The sequence below is a fragment of the Companilactobacillus sp. y65-5 genome (genome assembly GCF_057541095.1).
This window is the reverse complement of the sequence record NZ_BAAJOA010000001.1, coordinates 54,902-70,621: the sequence shown is the minus strand read 5'-3', so window position 1 is coordinate 70,621 and position 15,720 is coordinate 54,902. Positions and strand designations below refer to the sequence as shown.

The window sequence follows — 15,720 nt, the reverse complement described above, 5'->3', positions numbered from 1 at the left end:
ATTATCATTCTCCCTCAAAGTTGGTGTGCACTTCCTATATCGTACTAATAGATACAGTACTGAGTAACAAACTCATAGTCGTTTGACTTTCTTTATACTACAATTATGCCGAATTATCATTTATCAGTCTATATAATTTGGCTAATTTATAAAGCTTAGCACAGGATAATCATGACGAAAGCTACAATCGTTTTAGACTTCCCCTGTTAGCAAAGTTATCTCAATAGCCATTTCCTGCTATATTTCAACTTCACACCCTTAGTAAGGTTCACACACTTTCATCTGCATAGTCACCTATGCAGCGGACATTAATTCTATCGTGTAGTTTTGTTTAGCGAAACCTTGATAAGCGTTTTGAATATCACCCATATTACTACCAAACTTATTAGCATTATCTGACATATCAATCATTGCCATATTGGCCACATCAGCTGCTTTACTTGTATTACCACCTAAAGACTGAAGTAAACTAGCGGAAAAACTTGTTACATTCTGCATGTATTCATTAGCAGACATACCAGCTGTTTTATAAGCAACATTTGCATATTGCTTAACTTTTCCAGCGGATTTCTTAAAGATAGTTTCAACACCACCAATGGATTGTTCTAATGCTGCACCTTCTGTTAATGATGATGAAATAACCTTACCAACAGCAGCACCAATTGCAACTGCCCCTGCCATCAAAGTAGCTTTTAATCCCAGAGACATTTTAGATCCAGCACTTTCACCCGCTGAAGCCGCTTCAGGATCTAACTGTCCTTTGATAGCTCCACTAATCCCCTTAGCTGACGGAACAATTTGAACGTATGCTTTACCTAAATCGGTAGCCATTTTTTAACCTCTTTTCATCAATAATCTCTTGCGTTCCTCTTTAAATTCCTTACCTGACTCAAATACAATTTCTTTCTTTTCTTTAGGCTTTTCAAACAATGAGGACCAAAGCACAGGCTTATTTCTGCCTCTTTGAGCATCCTTCGTTTTGGACCAAAGGAGTAATTTCAAGTTATCCGCAACAGACATCAGAAACATTTTTTCCAAGTCTAATTTTTGATGTCTAATCTTCATTTTGATTCTCGAATCATCTCGTAAACCGTAAGAAAAAACAGCCACCTTAGTTACAGGTAACTGTTTTAAATCGTATATGTTATATGTTTCCGCAAGATCGCATAACAATGCATCCTCATCAAACTTAATCAAATAGGCAAGGAATATTATTTTTTTACTTTTTGCTGATTTTCAAATATCTCTTGAATTTCTTGAGTCATCTTTGTTATGGAAACTATTCCAGTTTTAGTCTCCAGATGTTTCTTTAATTTTTGAGTTTGCTTTTTCCCTAATAATAGATTCAAAACCTTAGGAACCACAAACGGATTATCATCAATTTCACCAATTGCCTCAAACAAATCATAATTATCCAATCTTTCTTCAGGAATCCAATAATGGAATCCTGATTTAGTTGTACCTTTAATCATTATTTGACCTCCCCATCAGTTGATTTCTTTGGTTTGTTAATATATTCATAATGGTTGTTACCATTTTCATCTGGTGATGCAGTGAATGTAGTTTCAAAGCCAATGGCATCTTCATCACCATAAGTGATATCGCCAATCTCAGAAATCGTTCCGTTAGGAATTACAATACGTTTTAATACCCCACCTTTCAAAATCATATCGAAAACTAAAATATGTGGTTCATATTCATCTGAGTTAGCATTGATACTGATTCCTGTTTCTAAATCTCCACTAACGTTCTTCTCGCCGTATACTTCTTTCAACACATCGATATTCATGGATTCAATTAAGGTATATTGGAAAGTATCTTCTTTACCTTTTTGAACCACAGCGACGGTATCACCGCCCCAAGCCTTGATTGAATCAGAATCAGGGCTATTTGTATTAGTTAGTCCATCTTCTGAAATATAACCAAGCGCTTTAAACGTATCCTCTAATTTTGAAGTCGCATCACTTGGTAATATCGTTCCGAGCGGTGCCGTATATGCAGCACCCCCAACTTTTGGTTTAGCCGTTGAAACATTATTTGTATCTGACATTTTAAATCCTCCTAATATACAAAATCAAATACCGCTTGGTAGCGGTATTCTTTTGTTTCTGGATCAGTAAAATTGTAATCTGAGTTTAGTTTAGAACTACTAATCTCAACATCATTAGTGATCCAATCCAAAACATTTTTTAATTTTTCATTTAAAACTGCCGCTTCGTACAAACTTGGCGCATAACTTTGAAATACAAGCGTCGCGGAATTAATGTAGTTACTTTTTGAACTTCCCGTTTTTTCTATCAAGATATAGCTTTTTGGCGGGTTCTCGGGGCGTTCCAAAAAAGACGGAACATTTATGTGACCGTCCAAATAATCTTTAATCATCTGTTCTATCATCTATGCACCGCCTTCAACAAAGTGTTGTTTTTGTAATTATCTTTCTTAGACTGATACGTGTTAGCGTAAACCATCGTGTTGGCACGATTCTTCCCCACAAAAGTATCTTGTTCATAACCTTCACCAGCGCTATTTTTTATGTTTCTGGCTTCTTCTTCCAAAATACTTTGCATTTCAGCAGATTTCAATAATTGAGAAACACCACCACGATTTAATTCAAACTTCATTTTTTTATTCATAGGCTTCTACCAAAACCTTTCTATTCCAGTCCAGTGGAATCATTTCAGTGATTCCTTCTAATGGCACGCCAATTGTACACCAACGTTGACCAAAAAAATTAACCTCACGGTTAACCCAATCGTGATTATCGTTTTTGGGAATTGCTAACGTATAAATCGCCTTCTTACCAGTTAAGTTCAATTGATTAGTAACGTCATCCGTTGACGTAGGACTAACTAAAACATTATCAATATCAACCGCTACGTCTTCGTAGATGGAGCTGCCAAAAGGATCTTCACCGATTTTGATTTTCTCAAACAAGGTAACGGTAATACCTTTAATCTTTGTCATAAAAATCAATCACCCCATATCTTTGACGGCGAAAGCCTAGCCGGGTTAATTCTGAGTTTTTGATAAACAAACCACCACCCGGCACCAAGTAGGAACCTGACCACGAATACCCAAGCGCCGCCTCACTTGTCTGTGTCATTGGTTCTTGATCTGTCGAAGTCATTAAAGTTCTTGCTACAACATCGACCGTGACCGACTGAACAACCGAAGCATAAGACGGGCGCTCTTTAACCATCTCATCTAAATTCTTACCAACGTTAAGAGCTTGTTCCCTTAAAGAATCAGATACAATTTTTAGAAGTTTTGTGGCTCTTTCAACTTCATCAGGCTTTAGAGTTCGCCACAATGTTTGTAAGTTTTCGATAGTTGCAAAATCATTCATACCTAATTACCCTTTTGCATCATCAAATCATACAAAACTTGTTTTGTGTTAGCAGGGTCAAACTTAACGCCCTGCGCTTTCAATTCCTGCATGATTTCTTTTTTAGTAATTCCGCTCAAATTATCGACTTCGGGTTCAGGTTTAACAATTGGGGTGGGTGCTGATTGTGAAACCGGTTTCTTATTTAATCCGGAAAAAGGTTCCCAATTTTTCCCGGAAATCTTTGATTCAACATCAATCACAATCCCATTTTCTTTATTTCTATATTCCATCGTTATCCCTCCACGTTAGGTTTTACGACACGAGCGAAACCATCGGAGTTCATGATCCCCCAACCTAAAAATGTTTCTGAACGTAGATAAATCTGGTTATAACCTTTCAAATCCATTCCAGAATTGTCAGGATCACCATATGGAATGATTTCCAACGGAATTCGTTTACTATATCCCCACTTAAATCCACCTGCGAAGTCCCCAAGAATAGCCAAATCGTTCGACCCTTCGGAAACGGTAGTGTTAATGTCTGCTGGGGTTCCATTAATTGTGCCTGGATTAGCACCCCATGCTAATTCTGGGAACAGTCTAGTGTTTGTACTATTCTTCATCGAAGCCAATGCTGATGAGAATTGAGAATCCATGACCATACCTGAAACTGATTCTTGTGAACCTTGAATCAATTTAACAGCGTCTTCAATGTTTTGGTCAGGGTCTTTTACATTAAAATCAACAGTTTGAGTTACTGCACTATCAATATTATTGTCGCCAATGATTGCAGACGCTTCTTTACTTCTAGGGTTAATCCCGTGGAATACCATCAGATCAAGACCACGAGCTAACTTTGTAGCATATCCATCGTTGAATGCCTTTAAAATATCGATTTGTTCTTCTTCTGACGCATACATGAATTCGTTAGAGACGCGGGCGCCATATTCAACTTTCAGCGGCACAATTGTAACAGGTGCTAATGAAATACCACCATGCGTTTTCTTCCCGTTTTCAGCCACAATGTCAATGTCAGAATCCATTGTGAATACGAACTCTTTTGTTCCATTAAACGGAATTGGTGTTTGATTAGATAATTTTGAAACTGAGCTTTTACCTTTTACCTTGTTAATCAAATCTGTTACTAGTTTTTTGTCAAATAAATCGCCTTTTGATAATGTCATAATTTATTATTCTCCCTTATTTGTTAAGTTGTTGATCAAGCTCACATAGCTTTGATTTTCATCGTTTAGTTCGTTTGGTTCGGTTGATTTCAGTGGTGGCGTGGGTTCATTGGATTTAACAAAACTAGCCAATTTGTCAGCGTCGTTATTGAGTTCTTCTTCAGTAGAACCGGTTAAGCGATTCGCCAAATCATAAGGTATACCCTTGGATAGCGCGATTTTGGTTCTTAAATTAGAAGTTTCGTATTCTGAAATCTTTGAATTCAATGATTCAATGTTTTTGTCATAATCGGAATATTTCTCAGTTGAATCTTTGATTGTCGATTTCAAAGAAGTAACTTCACTAGTCAAACTTTCATTCTGTTTTTTGAGCTGGTCATAATCAGAATATTTCTTATTCAAAGTTTCTCTTTCTCGATTAATTCGTTCAGAAATAGCCTTGTCGAAATCTTCTTGTGTTTCAATTGTTTTAAATGTCATTTTAAAAATCCTTTCTCCCGTTTTCCCGACGGTATCGGTAATTTTGAGTACAAAAAAAGACGCTTTTGATTAACGTCTTAGTAAGTTACTCTTTGTTTTTGCTTTGGCTTGTCATTTGAACAAGCCCAATGTGCCAAAAGAGCACTATCCATTAGAATAATGTCTACATCGTCCATCTGTGATTTATAGCCAAATCCGCCACTTGATCCAATGTTTCGTTTGTCGCAATTAGTAGCTACTAAATGTAATGAAGGCTGATCATTGTGACAAATTAATCGCTGATAAATTCCTTGTTCCCAAGAAAAATTAGCGTTGATAATTTCGCGAACTGTCGGCAATACTGGTGCTTTCAGTCTAAAATCTTTCATTTCGGCAGCCAAAATATTTTGACCACTTGCACCATCGATGACTACTTGTTTAATATCGGCTGATCGTAAAAAGTTCAGCAACCAATCGTTACCATTTCGCACGCTTTGGCAGTCAACTGTTTCAATAAAAATCTTTCCTGATAAGGTTTTAACCGCAATGCTCATTGCTACATTAGCGCCGTCATTTCCAAATTTAATACCAACATATAATTGACCTTTAAAAATCGGCATAGAATGAACTTTCAATCCATTCCATTCATTTTCTGATATTGCAGATTTTTGATTATATTTAATCCAAAGGCCAAGACGTTGAATATTAAAATCGATTTCGTCAGAGCCAATTTCGTCTTGGATTGATCGCTCTGTGAAAATAGTGCCCAAAGACGGATTGGTTAAATACCAAAGCTCACGATCACGAATGTCAGACTGTTCTTCAACCGACCAATCGGCCCACCCGGCATTTTCTACTTTTCCATCAAGAACCGCATTGCGATAATTGACAAAAACCGTACCACTAGATAAAGGCGTTGGCGGTGTCCCACAAAAAATAGTTTGTGGATTCTTTGAATCGGTAACGACATACTTTAAAGCTGACTCTTGTTCATTCGTATATTCTTGAGCTTCATCAATTATTAACAGATCAAACCCTTCACCTAAACCACCTGTAGAAGTACGTGTTCTAAACTCAGCTCGTCCACCGGTTGATGGTATGTCGATTCGCTCACGACCAACAGCTTTTAAAGACTTATATTCAACTTCGGCGTCATCAAGAATCTTTAAAAGTTTCTCCCAACTCGAATGTGATGTTGTTGTTCTGTGGGCTGTGTATAAAATCTGTTGACCTAATATTAAACCTCCGAGTTCCCGAATACCGATAACTTCAGTTTTACCATTTCGCCGTGGCACACCATAACCGAATTTTGTATGTACCCACAAACCTTCAGCATTCACAGCAAACAAATCTTCAGTTAAATTAGTTTGCCATTCTTGTGCAGTCCGTCCAGATCTTTCATAAAGTTCAATCGCAGGGCGATATAGGCTTTTATCAAATGGAAGTATTACCGATTGAGTAGGATTTTGATTACCAAGACGTACACCAGTAGTCATATAAATCCCCCAATCCCGCAGTTTAATGACTTGCTTGGGTCAAATTTTTATATTTGATAAGCATACCCGATAATTTCAGACAACTTAAAAACTGCGTGGCATTTTACATTTTGTTTTTTATCCATAAAATCAAATTCTAAGTTATTGTCGTTTTCATAGATATCGCCAATGTAATCAAATTCCCAATCACGCTCAAATAGATAGACCACTAACGTCTTGTAATCAGTCATAAAATTTCTCCTATTAATTTTAGGTACAAAAATAGCACTCAATCAGGTTCACAATTAAGTGCTTTTAAATTACTTCAATAGATTTTATTTCACTTTCATTAAAACCAACGTACTTACTTCCCCTTGTCTGAATTGTTATTTCATCATAAAGTTCATCATCAGTATCAAGCTTGGGCGTGAAAGTATTACAAATTCCCTCAAGTACTTGGTTATCAATAAATATCACTTTAATCTTCCTTCCGAGATATTGTTCTAAATTCATAACTTTCACTCCTTTCTTTTAATTGGAACAATATGGGTACGTTTCCTTGAATGATGGATTTTAAAAACATTTGTTTTTTTCTCACCATTTATACTTACAGCAATACCAGAAAAATTATTTGTTCGAATAATTTCAATGTTCTTACGTCTACCATTTCTATCTAATTCAATCTCACCGGTACCAGCATACTCATCAAATAGTTTTTGAACATCAACATTATCGCCAAAATAACTTTTGCCAACAATCCTAGTTGAAGCCATGTGTGTAGCTTGTTTTTCTGGATTGATTTTACTTCCAAAAGTTCCATCCTTAATCCTGCTCTTAACAAAATAATGATCTTCAAGCACATGCCATTTTTCAGCGTCATTATATTTTAATTCTTGAAATTTTGCTAAGGAAACAGGAATGGATTTATTCCCTAAAGCCTCTAAATATTTCTTAAATTGAACCGAATCAATTTTTCGATTATTACTTTTAACATCTATATTTAGCCGCTTTCTTGCTCTAATTTTATCATCTTTATTAGGGTCTTTCCATTGCTTGGACCAAACATTTTGGTGTCTTCCATCACCTGGATAATAGTTAACGACACATCGACACCGTTCATGTCTTCGATAAATATCTTTTGGTGCTTCACTATATAAATATGAACCCGCTAAGTTTTGACACCATTTACAAGCCTTACCAACCACTGTTCTTGTAATTCTAGGCTGTAAACCTGCCTTAGCCTGCAAATCAACATTTTTTTGAATGGAATCATCAACAATTGATTGAGTGAAGGTGATAATTGGCTCATTTAATATCCATTCGATAGATTCAAAATTCTTAGCATTAGTTAACCGCTCTACTAAGCCTTTAACTTTTTCTTGATTAAAATCTGGAACTTGAGCTTTTAAATGCAATCCTGAACTCACATTTAATTGGGTTTGAACATCTTTGGCATAACCAGTAACAATATCATAATTATTCTTCAAAGTATGATTCATCAATCGGTTAGAGATATTAAAATACATTTTTTCATCTGGTAGTAATTGTTGTTCAATATTTTCGTTAATTGAATCCGCCATATTACGACCAACTTCAACCGCCAAATCGTTGACATCCCTATAACTAGCATTCCCATCTTCTAATAACTTGATAGACTTTTTTAAAATTCTGCTTTTAGAATTTTTATTATCAAACGTTTCATCAATGGCTATCAGAAGTTCCGGAACAATATCCCTAACCATTATCATCACCAACCGGTGGAATTGGATTATCTGAACCTTTAACACCAGTAATTTCACGAACTGTATCTTTGTCCATAAATCCTGGAATTGCTTGATTAAGTTTAATAGCTCCATCGCCAATAATTGAAAGCATGTTCGCATCAGCCTCAAAAAGTGGTTCCCACCGCGGTTTAGTTTGAATAAATTGATAACGTTGATACTGAAAACTATCTCTTAAGCAGGCTGCCAAATAGGCTACATTTAAAAGCCCTGACCCAATTGATCGTTGGCCTTTCCGACCTGATAATCTCAAAGTTTCGTGACTAGCCTTAATCGCTTCGACACTTGAGGGGTTTTCGGAAACAAAGCCCAAATCGTCAAGAGTTAGACCCGTTTCACCAGCAAAACCAGCCGCAGCGGTTTTCAGTTGTTCAGTAAATGGCGTCATACTGGGCGCAGTGAATTGTCCAAGTTTTGGGCTGTCACCATCATCATCTTTCGTAAATTGCAACATACTTGATACCGTTGCTTTCCATGAATCGATCGGTTCAGCTTCGTTACTTAATCCAACCACGTATTTTTGTGGAAATGAATAAAATTCTGCCGTTACATCGGCACGTTCTAAAGTTCGTTTAGCATATCTTTGATAATACATACTTGACCGGGTTATTCTTGAACGTCCAAAGGGTCTAACGGCGTCAGGTCTATAAATGATCGGCACTAATAGCGGGTGACCAGTCGGATTTTTGACTTCAGTTTGTTTATTGCCAACAATAAAAAATGTTTTGTCTGGTAAGAAATATGCTTCTTCGCTCGGGCTTCCGGAATCGTCACGTTTCAAAACTGCATAGCCTTCGGTTAATAATCCGGTTATCGGATCAATAACGCCGGTTGCGTTATTGGCTTCGATAACTTGCAATCTAACAACGTCATCGGCTTTTGAGATATAAACAAACGAGCAAGAAGCAATTAGCGCCGACAAAATCGCACTATCAAAAAATACATCAGGATTATTCTGACTAAAAATTTCATTCACTTCAAAATCATCATTGTCAAAATCACGAAAAACCAAACGATCGGCCAAACTATCAACACTCTTAGCACACCAGCCAAGAACAGCTCGGTATTGCTGCCGAATCGGTTCGGGAATAGTAACACTAAAATCGTTGTCACGATGCTTCATAGAATATTGTTCATATCGCATATTAACGCGGTGAGATTTAAGACTTAATTTGTTTCGTAAATATGGCAAACCTTTAAAATTCAATATATCACTTCCTTTCAAAAAATTTCATGAGAAAAAATGTACAGTGACGGCGTGAAGCTCCGCCAGACGGGCGCTGGGGGTACTATGCCCCCTTTAAAATCTTTGCCCAATCAATTACATCAACTGACCTAAAACGATGCTATGACCGATATTTAAACCAATCAACGCTTTGAGGTAAATTCCTATTACCAATAGTTTTATTATTTATTTCTTTTTCTTTATTGTTAAAAAGTTTGTCTGACTTCTGTCGATTGCATGACCAATGTGCTAGCTGCAGGTTATCTATGTCACTTGGATGACCGCCTTTGTTGATTGGAATGATGTGATCAATAACAGGACTCATCGGATCAGGATACTTCAAACTCTTATCAACTGGTCTACCACAGATGCCGCACACATTCTGTGTCCTAAGTATTATCCTCTTGTTCTTATCGAACGCTACACGGTGTTGACCGGTGCGATCTGCTCTAAGCGTCATGTAGTAGGCTCCTTTCTACCCCAGAGTACGTAACAACTAGTAGGAGTACTTCAATATAGGGGGGTGCCAAGCACTGGCGCTGTCAGTCCTTATGGGGTGGGGGGTATAAAATGAATACGAGCACACAGGTTATGTAGGGGGGGTATGTAAATAAAAAGACCACTGAAGTCATCAGTAGTCTGCTAGGTGAATTAAAGTGGTTAGTACCACATACTTGGAGTAAACATATTAGCTGAAAGGAGGCTAACACCGACGTAAAGAACTGTTTTCCGCCAACTCTTTACTCTATCAATTTAACACATAATTAGGTGTCCAATCCGCCAACATTACGCCAATTTTAGTTCTTTAGCCAAATCCTCCAAGAACTCACGTCTTAATCTAGATGCGGTCCGTGTTGAACAGTGAACTTTATGATTAACGCATAGACCTCCGAGTGTGTACTCCGGATATTTTTTAAAGTATAGCTCTTCAATGATGTGAGTAGTATCAACATTGGCGTCTTTTAAACACACTTCAACAGCCTTCTTATTACGTTCCAAAACTGCTAATCGCCTATCAGCATCAATAGTAACCATATATTCTTCTTGCGGTCGTGACACATTACTTGACCGACCGCCACCAAAATTATCATCGTCAGACTTTCTAAACGTAGTTATTTCCTCTTTGCGTTCAGTGATGTAAGAACCAAGTTTAGGATAATCTTTTAAAATTGTTTCAACGTAATTCCTTGTACTCTTCCTGATGTTGATCACCATCCCTCCAACAACTGTTATGTAACCATCTATAGCCTATTATCTATATCTTGACTTTGTTCTGCTGGTTTACTGTCAAAGAATCCGGTATCAATATATAACGTATAACATTGATTGCATATACTTTTACCATCATCCATTCTAAAATCTGCATTCTGGCCACACATGCAACAGATATGTTGACTGTTGATTTTTTTAATCAATTTTAGTTCCCCTCTTTATCTCGGAATTCTTCATAAGTCATTCTAAATACATCATCTCTTATGCACCAATTATCACCAAAGGAACCGGTGGCTATACAATCACCTTCACGTATAAGTAAATTACCTTTATGTGTTGGTAGGAAGTATTTACTTATTCTTTCATCTTTACTTTTATCAATGCTATATTTGTTGATCATATCTGCTGAACCATCAAAACGTTCAGCATAGACGATTGATTTTTTTATATACTTTTTAATCAACTTTATCACCTACTTATTAAGTATTAAATTTAGTCCGTTCGTAATATGACGTTTTTTCTAGCAATAACGTTTCACCTGTTCTAGGGTCATCAAAATAACAATCAATACTTTTTCGTAATAATTCTCTTGATAAGTTAGTTTCACTGGATATATCCAATATGGAACCAGTAGCTATCAAATTATAATCAGCGTAAAGAGCATAATTACCTGAACTGTCTTCTTTCAAATTATTCCATTTAGTTGCATCAAGCTTTCTATCTCTTATTTGCTGATACAAAAGTGTTAAACTTATTCCCAACTTTTGGCATATAACCTTCTTCTCTACTCCCATGTCTAACAAACGTTGAGCCTTTTTGACATCCCATTTTCTGTGGTACACAACTCTGTGTGTCTTAATCACAGCGTTGAATTCAAGTACGTGGCGGTATGCTGTGCTATCAAACGGTATATTATCAAATCCACAATACAAATGTTCGAGCCTTGAAACAATTGCACTCAGATTGAATTTATTTACTTTAAGCTTATTTAACTCTGATAAACTCATTTTCATTATTCGCTGTCTATATCGATACTTAACTGCGCCTTTATTCTTTTCAATTGATTTCAATATACTTTCTAACGATTCATCTGATAATCCCAATCTATCCGCTATTTGAATTTTAGTAAGACCTGCTAATCGCATCTGTAACACATCTGTCTGTGTATCTATGATATCCATAGGAACACCTACGAAATTACAACAACGTGTGAATCGGCAATCTCATCAGATAATTCATGTTTCAAATAATTAGATATGTTCTCCATCGCCGAATGAATCCAGGCGCCTCCATCTGCTTCAAAAAGGGAACACAACATCCCTTCTTTCATTCTGACACAAACCGGCTCTCTGGCTGTCCTACTTCTGTAAATGTCCTAAAAGGTTTTAACAATACCGGATTAGGGACCTTCACTGTGTCTACACTTGCAACGCCGGATTTGATGTTAACTGCTTGGCTAACACCGTCGTCACTTACTCTATGCACCCCATTTTCTTCTAAGTTGCCAACCACTTTTAGTAAAATATCACGATCAGCATTCTGAACAAACTGCGACTGTAACGAGATATTAAATATCTCTGAATCGATAAAACATCCAAACTGAAATTTTGGTATCACGGCGTCGATGACTGCCAACAGTTCGCGTTGACCGTATTCATCGATTTCCCCAATAAGATAGATCGAGGTTGGAGATGTTATTTGTAAGAATAATTTTGAATCAGCACGCTCATCCATGTTCTTAATGAGAGAGACTATTCCGCTTAGAGTAGATAGATGAACTGGATTTTCTGCCGACGTCTTAGGGATAATTAACTTAATATCCCCCGCACCGTCAATACTGTAATTACGTTCTCCAATCTTTACCACTTTGTTTTTGCCTGCTTCATTAGCAATCTCGTAAAGTCTGTTAATTGCTGTATCGGTCATATCCATTTTGATCACCTAGGCTTTCTTGTTTTGTAAATCCACGATTTTTTTATCTTTCACTTCGACTTCTTCAACAGGAATTCCAGAATCAGTTTTAGTTTTTCCATCATCGGGATCCATATAAGTTTGGCCAGGAGTTCCAGATTTAAGTTCGTTAGCTGCAAGTTCGCCAGTAATCGAATCTTGTCCAACTAACATGGTTGTATTCAACCCAATTTGAGGAGCTAAATTTGATTTAACTTCAACTAGCACGTCAACGGCATCCCTATTATCGTTCGACTTATAAGTCAATCCAATTGTTATTTTTCTTTTGGTTTTAGTATCCGTGTTTGGATCCATGATATTTTGAACAATTCTAGCAACCTCTTTAGCAAATTTCTCCTGCAATCCACCGTCTGCAATTTCTGATAAATTAAAATTGATTGAACTCTTATTTTTCGTTGTCATATTTTTTAATCTCCAATACTACTTCTTTGATGCTGAAACTAATTGATCATAATTATTCCAAGTTGGGGGTCTGCTAATCAAACCGTCCATTTTGTTTGCTAGTATAATTAATTTTTGGTTTTCCATTATTCATCACCTAAGCCCTTTTACAAAGGATTTTTATTAAACTTTAACCATCGTTGCTGGTTCCTCTTTCAATTGCCTCTTGGATTGAATCAACACATACATATCTTTTTGTCTTTGGATCTTTATAAAAAACTCGATCATTTCCAAATTCATTTATCTTTCCGAAATAGAAATATGATCCACCATAGGTATTTACAATTCTAATTAATTTATGGGCAATTGTTACTTCTCCTACTCGCCAAAATCTAGCACCGAAACCATTTTTTTTGAGTTGATTAAAAGCTTCCCCAACAAATCTAAATTCGTTTACTGTTAACAGCGGTCTGCTCATTTTTACTACACTCCCCATTTATTTCATTTGTCTATTTCAGCAAGTCTCCTTAAATAGCATCCCTGACCATTGTCAATTTGGAATACTATGCACATGACTCATAAAGATAATCTTTCTGTGATTTGCTATAAACTCTAAATATTATTCTAATGACCTAAACATCCAATTCTTAAAATGGTAAATCGTCGTCTGATATGTCAATAGGCTTGCTATTGTCCGCCTTAAACGGATCCGTTGTTGAATCAATTTTATTCTTGTGGTCATAATCATAATCAAACGGCTCATTCACATCGTTACTTTGCTGTGGCACTGCGCCATCATTATTCTTTTTACGCTGATCAGATTCAGCCTTTGATTCCAGAAATGAAAAATTCTCAGCAATCACTTCGGTAATATAAACTCGTTTACCACCATCTTTGGGATCGTAGTGCCTAGTTTGGACCCGTCCATCAATACCGACTAGTGAGCCCTTTTGGGTGTATTTCTCAAAATTCACCGCCGGCTTACCCCAAATTACGCAGTTGACAAAATCCGCTTCACGATCACCGTTTGAGTTAGTGAACGGCCGGTTGATTGCTAAAATAAATTGCACCACCGCCTTACCCTTGGCTGTGTATCTTAATTCAATATCCTTCGTCAGACGTCCAACCAATACAACTCGATTAATCATTCGCACACCCCCTCTTTAGACCTAAAATTTCTTAATCGTTCTTTTAATTCAGCTATTCTTTTGTCATATTCGTCTTCATTCAAATTATCCGAACGTTCAGATAATTGTTCCCAGTTAGTGCTTTTCTCGATTTTTCTTTTATTCATCGGAGCACTGTTCAGGTACTCTTCAAACTTGTCTCCAAACAGAGTTGAGGGTCTCAAATATGTACTCATCTTGTCATCACTCCCCCAGTTGACGACCATGTTGTTGATCACATGTTTAATATCTTCAAAATTAAAGCCATCTGAAAATACATCCCTAATAAGTTTTTGATTATTTTTAGTATTCTTGAAATGTTTAGATGTTTTTTGATTTAGATATTCAATTATTTGTGAGTAAGGGATGTCAGGTTGAGCTTGCTCGACAATATCTTTATTACTAATATGTATTAATGAACTTGTATTACTCTCCTCACAATTTATTAAGTAGGGGGAATTAATATCCTTAGTAGGGTCATCAAATTTATTAACTACCCTATTTAATTTATTAACTGGGTAGATTTCTCTCTTAATAACTTGCTTTGGATTATCTGGAGCGTAAAATAATTTTATTTTAATATAGCCCTTGCTTTTCAATTCTGAGACTAATTGAGAGGCTCTAGAAGGAGTTATTCTCAGGAAGCTAGCAAAGTGCTTGTTGCTTGCAAAACATCCCTTATCGGTGCTAGATAAGCTATCTATTTCGACATAAAGTAGCATTTGCATTTTATTAAGATTTTCATCTAACCAGATATCTTTAGGGATCCAGATCCCTTTGAAATCTCTTTTAAGTTCCTCAGCCATATTGATCACCTAATACTTTCTTTTTTGCTGAAATGCTGAGAACACGTTATAATACATATGTTTGTATGTTGTGTTCTCAACATTTGGCGGTCGCTGTCAGTCGGATGACAGCGACTTTTTTAATTTATTTAATTCATTTGCCGATTTAACAAATTTATGAATATTGCTCCTGGTGGGAAATATCCTTGCCAGGATTTTTTTGTGCTCAAAATTAATTGCTAAATCTATTAGTTCTGTTAACTGACGATCATTCATGCTTCACATCAATCTTGATAATCGATTTTCTTCGGAGTGCGGCACCTATTTCATTACCAATACCGTCAATAATTGTTTCAGATACCTTGTCAAAGTCCAACGAATCTACCGAAACTAATCCCGATAATCCTTTTTGGTCAATGACTAACTGTATTAATTGTGTTTCAAGTATAGCTATATTTGTAATATTGTCCTCAGAGGAGGATTTATAAATCACTTCACCGTTTGGCAGCCCTGTAATACCGATATACATGTTATTTGGGTCTGTCAAACTTCTTCTAGCTTCTGATAAAATCGATTTTCTATTATTGTTCATTTTTAGTATCCAACTTTCGATTATCTTTATTTTTCTTAAAAAGGTTCAAAAATGTATGGATCTCTTCTGTGCTAAAATCGGTATACTCATTTAAAAAGTTGGACCAACTATGAAATTTCATAGTGAAATATGTAGATGATGCTGACGCTATTACGACTAAAA

At 36.4% G+C, this 15,720-nt stretch carries 25 protein-coding genes and 1 pseudogene; all 26 read right to left on the bottom strand.

The window, feature by feature from the left end:
• Positions 1–315: 315 nt before the first annotated feature.
• A pseudogene (locus tag AC27FM_RS00440) lies at positions 316–831 on the bottom strand (hypothetical protein); the annotation flags it as partial.
• Between the two features lie 3 nt (positions 832–834).
• Entirely contained in the window at positions 835–1,065 is a 231-nt protein-coding gene (locus AC27FM_RS00435) for a DUF5361 domain-containing protein (protein ID WP_487085154.1), read from the bottom strand.
• Between the two features lie 146 nt (positions 1,066–1,211).
• Entirely contained in the window at positions 1,212–1,472 is a 261-nt protein-coding gene (locus AC27FM_RS00430; protein ID WP_487085152.1) for a hypothetical protein, read from the bottom strand.
• Positions 1,472–2,050 (bottom strand): phage tail tube protein, encoded by a 579-nt coding sequence (locus AC27FM_RS00425; RefSeq protein ID WP_487085151.1) that lies wholly within the window; start codon positions 2,048–2,050, stop codon positions 1,472–1,474. Before AC27FM_RS00425 ends, AC27FM_RS00430 begins: the two co-directional genes overlap by 1 nt.
• An 11-nt stretch (positions 2,051–2,061) precedes the next feature.
• Entirely contained in the window at positions 2,062–2,394 is a 333-nt protein-coding gene (locus AC27FM_RS00420) for a hypothetical protein (RefSeq protein ID WP_487085149.1), read from the bottom strand.
• Positions 2,391–2,633 carry a hypothetical protein gene (locus AC27FM_RS00415; RefSeq protein WP_487085147.1) on the bottom strand — a complete coding sequence of 81 codons (243 nt, stop codon included), beginning with the start codon at positions 2,631–2,633 and terminating at the stop codon, positions 2,391–2,393. Before AC27FM_RS00415 ends, AC27FM_RS00420 begins: the two co-directional genes overlap by 4 nt.
• Positions 2,626–2,964, bottom strand: a complete 339-nt coding sequence (locus tag AC27FM_RS00410) for a hypothetical protein (protein WP_487085145.1) — start codon at positions 2,962–2,964, stop codon at positions 2,626–2,628. The genes AC27FM_RS00415 and AC27FM_RS00410 overlap by 8 nt, the downstream gene beginning before the upstream one ends.
• On the bottom strand, positions 2,951–3,346 hold the full coding sequence (locus AC27FM_RS00405; protein WP_487085143.1) for a phage Gp19/Gp15/Gp42 family protein: 396 nt from the start codon (positions 3,344–3,346) through the stop codon (positions 2,951–2,953). The genes AC27FM_RS00410 and AC27FM_RS00405 overlap by 14 nt, the downstream gene beginning before the upstream one ends.
• Positions 3,347–3,348: 2 nt before the next feature.
• Complete coding sequence (locus tag AC27FM_RS00400; RefSeq protein ID WP_487085142.1) at positions 3,349–3,618, bottom strand: hypothetical protein; 270 nt, start codon at positions 3,616–3,618, stop codon at positions 3,349–3,351.
• 2 nt (positions 3,619–3,620) lie between these two features.
• A complete protein-coding gene (locus AC27FM_RS00395) occupies positions 3,621–4,511 on the bottom strand; it encodes a phage major capsid protein (protein WP_487085140.1) in 891 nt (296 codons plus the stop codon).
• Positions 4,512–4,517: 6 nt separating this feature from the next.
• Positions 4,518–4,991, bottom strand: a complete 474-nt coding sequence (locus tag AC27FM_RS00390; protein ID WP_487085138.1) for a capsid assembly scaffolding protein Gp46 family protein — start codon at positions 4,989–4,991, stop codon at positions 4,518–4,520.
• A 77-nt stretch (positions 4,992–5,068) separates the two neighbouring features.
• Positions 5,069–6,466, bottom strand: a complete 1,398-nt coding sequence (locus tag AC27FM_RS00385; RefSeq protein WP_487085136.1) for a terminase — start codon at positions 6,464–6,466, stop codon at positions 5,069–5,071.
• A gap of 47 nt (positions 6,467–6,513) precedes the next feature.
• A complete protein-coding gene (locus tag AC27FM_RS00380; protein WP_487085134.1) occupies positions 6,514–6,696 on the bottom strand; it encodes a hypothetical protein in 183 nt (60 codons plus the stop codon).
• A 64-nt stretch (positions 6,697–6,760) separates the two neighbouring features.
• Complete coding sequence (locus AC27FM_RS00375) at positions 6,761–6,958, bottom strand: hypothetical protein (RefSeq protein ID WP_487085132.1); 198 nt, start codon at positions 6,956–6,958, stop codon at positions 6,761–6,763.
• 5 nt (positions 6,959–6,963) lie between these two features.
• Entirely contained in the window at positions 6,964–8,187 is a 1,224-nt protein-coding gene (locus AC27FM_RS00370; RefSeq protein ID WP_487085130.1) for a polymorphic toxin type 50 domain-containing protein, read from the bottom strand.
• A complete protein-coding gene (locus AC27FM_RS00365) occupies positions 8,180–9,433 on the bottom strand; it encodes a hypothetical protein (protein WP_487085128.1) in 1,254 nt (417 codons plus the stop codon). The genes AC27FM_RS00370 and AC27FM_RS00365 overlap by 8 nt, the downstream gene beginning before the upstream one ends.
• A gap of 139 nt (positions 9,434–9,572) precedes the next feature.
• Entirely contained in the window at positions 9,573–9,911 is a 339-nt protein-coding gene (locus tag AC27FM_RS00360; protein WP_487085126.1) for an HNH endonuclease, read from the bottom strand.
• Between the two features lie 326 nt (positions 9,912–10,237).
• Positions 10,238–10,666: a transcriptional regulator gene (locus AC27FM_RS00355; RefSeq protein WP_487085124.1), complete on the bottom strand. Its 429-nt coding sequence runs from the start codon at positions 10,664–10,666 to the stop codon at positions 10,238–10,240.
• Positions 10,667–10,868: 202 nt separating this feature from the next.
• A complete protein-coding gene (locus AC27FM_RS00350; RefSeq protein WP_487085123.1) occupies positions 10,869–11,126 on the bottom strand; it encodes a hypothetical protein in 258 nt (85 codons plus the stop codon).
• Positions 11,127–11,142: 16 nt separating this feature from the next.
• On the bottom strand, positions 11,143–11,844 hold the full coding sequence (locus tag AC27FM_RS00345) for a hypothetical protein (protein WP_487085122.1): 702 nt from the start codon (positions 11,842–11,844) through the stop codon (positions 11,143–11,145).
• A gap of 145 nt (positions 11,845–11,989) precedes the next feature.
• Positions 11,990–12,589: a hypothetical protein gene (locus AC27FM_RS00340; protein ID WP_487085120.1), complete on the bottom strand. Its 600-nt coding sequence runs from the start codon at positions 12,587–12,589 to the stop codon at positions 11,990–11,992.
• 15 nt (positions 12,590–12,604) lie between these two features.
• Complete coding sequence (locus AC27FM_RS00335; protein WP_487085118.1) at positions 12,605–13,036, bottom strand: replication terminator protein; 432 nt, start codon at positions 13,034–13,036, stop codon at positions 12,605–12,607.
• Between the two features lie 169 nt (positions 13,037–13,205).
• Positions 13,206–13,493 carry a hypothetical protein gene (locus AC27FM_RS00330; RefSeq protein ID WP_487085116.1) on the bottom strand — a complete coding sequence of 96 codons (288 nt, stop codon included), beginning with the start codon at positions 13,491–13,493 and terminating at the stop codon, positions 13,206–13,208.
• A 169-nt stretch (positions 13,494–13,662) separates the two neighbouring features.
• Positions 13,663–14,163 (bottom strand): single-stranded DNA-binding protein, encoded by a 501-nt coding sequence (gene ssb / locus AC27FM_RS00325; protein ID WP_487085114.1) that lies wholly within the window; start codon positions 14,161–14,163, stop codon positions 13,663–13,665.
• Positions 14,160–14,987, bottom strand: coding sequence for a conserved phage C-terminal domain-containing protein (locus AC27FM_RS00320; protein ID WP_487085112.1), 828 nt, complete (start codon positions 14,985–14,987; stop codon positions 14,160–14,162). The genes ssb and AC27FM_RS00320 overlap by 4 nt, the downstream gene beginning before the upstream one ends.
• A 247-nt stretch (positions 14,988–15,234) precedes the next feature.
• Complete coding sequence (locus AC27FM_RS00315; protein ID WP_487085110.1) at positions 15,235–15,558, bottom strand: hypothetical protein; 324 nt, start codon at positions 15,556–15,558, stop codon at positions 15,235–15,237.
• Positions 15,559–15,720 lie beyond the last annotated feature (162 nt).

What these genes read in the sequence shown, in the direction of transcription:
- AC27FM_RS00435 (WP_487085154.1), bottom strand. Translation starts at nt 1,065, where the DNA reads ATGAAGATTAGACATCAAAAATTAGACTTGGAAAAAATGTTTCTGATG.
- AC27FM_RS00430 (WP_487085152.1), bottom strand. Translation starts at nt 1,472, where the DNA reads ATGATTAAAGGTACAACTAAATCAGGATTCCATTATTGGATTCCTGAA.
- AC27FM_RS00425 (WP_487085151.1), bottom strand. Translation starts at nt 2,050, where the DNA reads ATGTCAGATACAAATAATGTTTCAACGGCTAAACCAAAAGTTGGGGGT.
- AC27FM_RS00420 (WP_487085149.1), bottom strand. Translation starts at nt 2,394, where the DNA reads ATGATAGAACAGATGATTAAAGATTATTTGGACGGTCACATAAATGTT.
- AC27FM_RS00415 (WP_487085147.1), bottom strand. Translation starts at nt 2,633, where the DNA reads ATGAATAAAAAAATGAAGTTTGAATTAAATCGTGGTGGTGTTTCTCAA.
- AC27FM_RS00410 (WP_487085145.1), bottom strand. Translation starts at nt 2,964, where the DNA reads ATGACAAAGATTAAAGGTATTACCGTTACCTTGTTTGAGAAAATCAAA.
- AC27FM_RS00405 (WP_487085143.1), bottom strand. Translation starts at nt 3,346, where the DNA reads ATGAATGATTTTGCAACTATCGAAAACTTACAAACATTGTGGCGAACT.
- AC27FM_RS00400 (WP_487085142.1), bottom strand. Translation starts at nt 3,618, where the DNA reads ATGGAATATAGAAATAAAGAAAATGGGATTGTGATTGATGTTGAATCA.
- AC27FM_RS00395 (WP_487085140.1), bottom strand. Translation starts at nt 4,511, where the DNA reads ATGACATTATCAAAAGGCGATTTATTTGACAAAAAACTAGTAACAGAT.
- AC27FM_RS00390 (WP_487085138.1), bottom strand. Translation starts at nt 4,991, where the DNA reads ATGACATTTAAAACAATTGAAACACAAGAAGATTTCGACAAGGCTATT.
- AC27FM_RS00385 (WP_487085136.1), bottom strand. Translation starts at nt 6,466, where the DNA reads ATGACTACTGGTGTACGTCTTGGTAATCAAAATCCTACTCAATCGGTA.
- AC27FM_RS00380 (WP_487085134.1), bottom strand. Translation starts at nt 6,696, where the DNA reads ATGACTGATTACAAGACGTTAGTGGTCTATCTATTTGAGCGTGATTGG.
- AC27FM_RS00375 (WP_487085132.1), bottom strand. Translation starts at nt 6,958, where the DNA reads ATGAATTTAGAACAATATCTCGGAAGGAAGATTAAAGTGATATTTATT.
- AC27FM_RS00370 (WP_487085130.1), bottom strand. Translation starts at nt 8,187, where the DNA reads ATGGTTAGGGATATTGTTCCGGAACTTCTGATAGCCATTGATGAAACG.
- AC27FM_RS00360 (WP_487085126.1), bottom strand. Translation starts at nt 9,911, where the DNA reads ATGACGCTTAGAGCAGATCGCACCGGTCAACACCGTGTAGCGTTCGAT.
- AC27FM_RS00355 (WP_487085124.1), bottom strand. Translation starts at nt 10,666, where the DNA reads ATGGTGATCAACATCAGGAAGAGTACAAGGAATTACGTTGAAACAATT.
- AC27FM_RS00345 (WP_487085122.1), bottom strand. Translation starts at nt 11,844, where the DNA reads ATGGATATCATAGATACACAGACAGATGTGTTACAGATGCGATTAGCA.
- AC27FM_RS00340 (WP_487085120.1), bottom strand. Translation starts at nt 12,589, where the DNA reads ATGACCGATACAGCAATTAACAGACTTTACGAGATTGCTAATGAAGCA.
- AC27FM_RS00335 (WP_487085118.1), bottom strand. Translation starts at nt 13,036, where the DNA reads ATGACAACGAAAAATAAGAGTTCAATCAATTTTAATTTATCAGAAATT.
- AC27FM_RS00330 (WP_487085116.1), bottom strand. Translation starts at nt 13,493, where the DNA reads ATGAGCAGACCGCTGTTAACAGTAAACGAATTTAGATTTGTTGGGGAA.
- ssb (WP_487085114.1), bottom strand. Translation starts at nt 14,163, where the DNA reads ATGATTAATCGAGTTGTATTGGTTGGACGTCTGACGAAGGATATTGAA.
- AC27FM_RS00320 (WP_487085112.1), bottom strand. Translation starts at nt 14,987, where the DNA reads ATGGCTGAGGAACTTAAAAGAGATTTCAAAGGGATCTGGATCCCTAAA.
- AC27FM_RS00315 (WP_487085110.1), bottom strand. Translation starts at nt 15,558, where the DNA reads ATGAACAATAATAGAAAATCGATTTTATCAGAAGCTAGAAGAAGTTTG.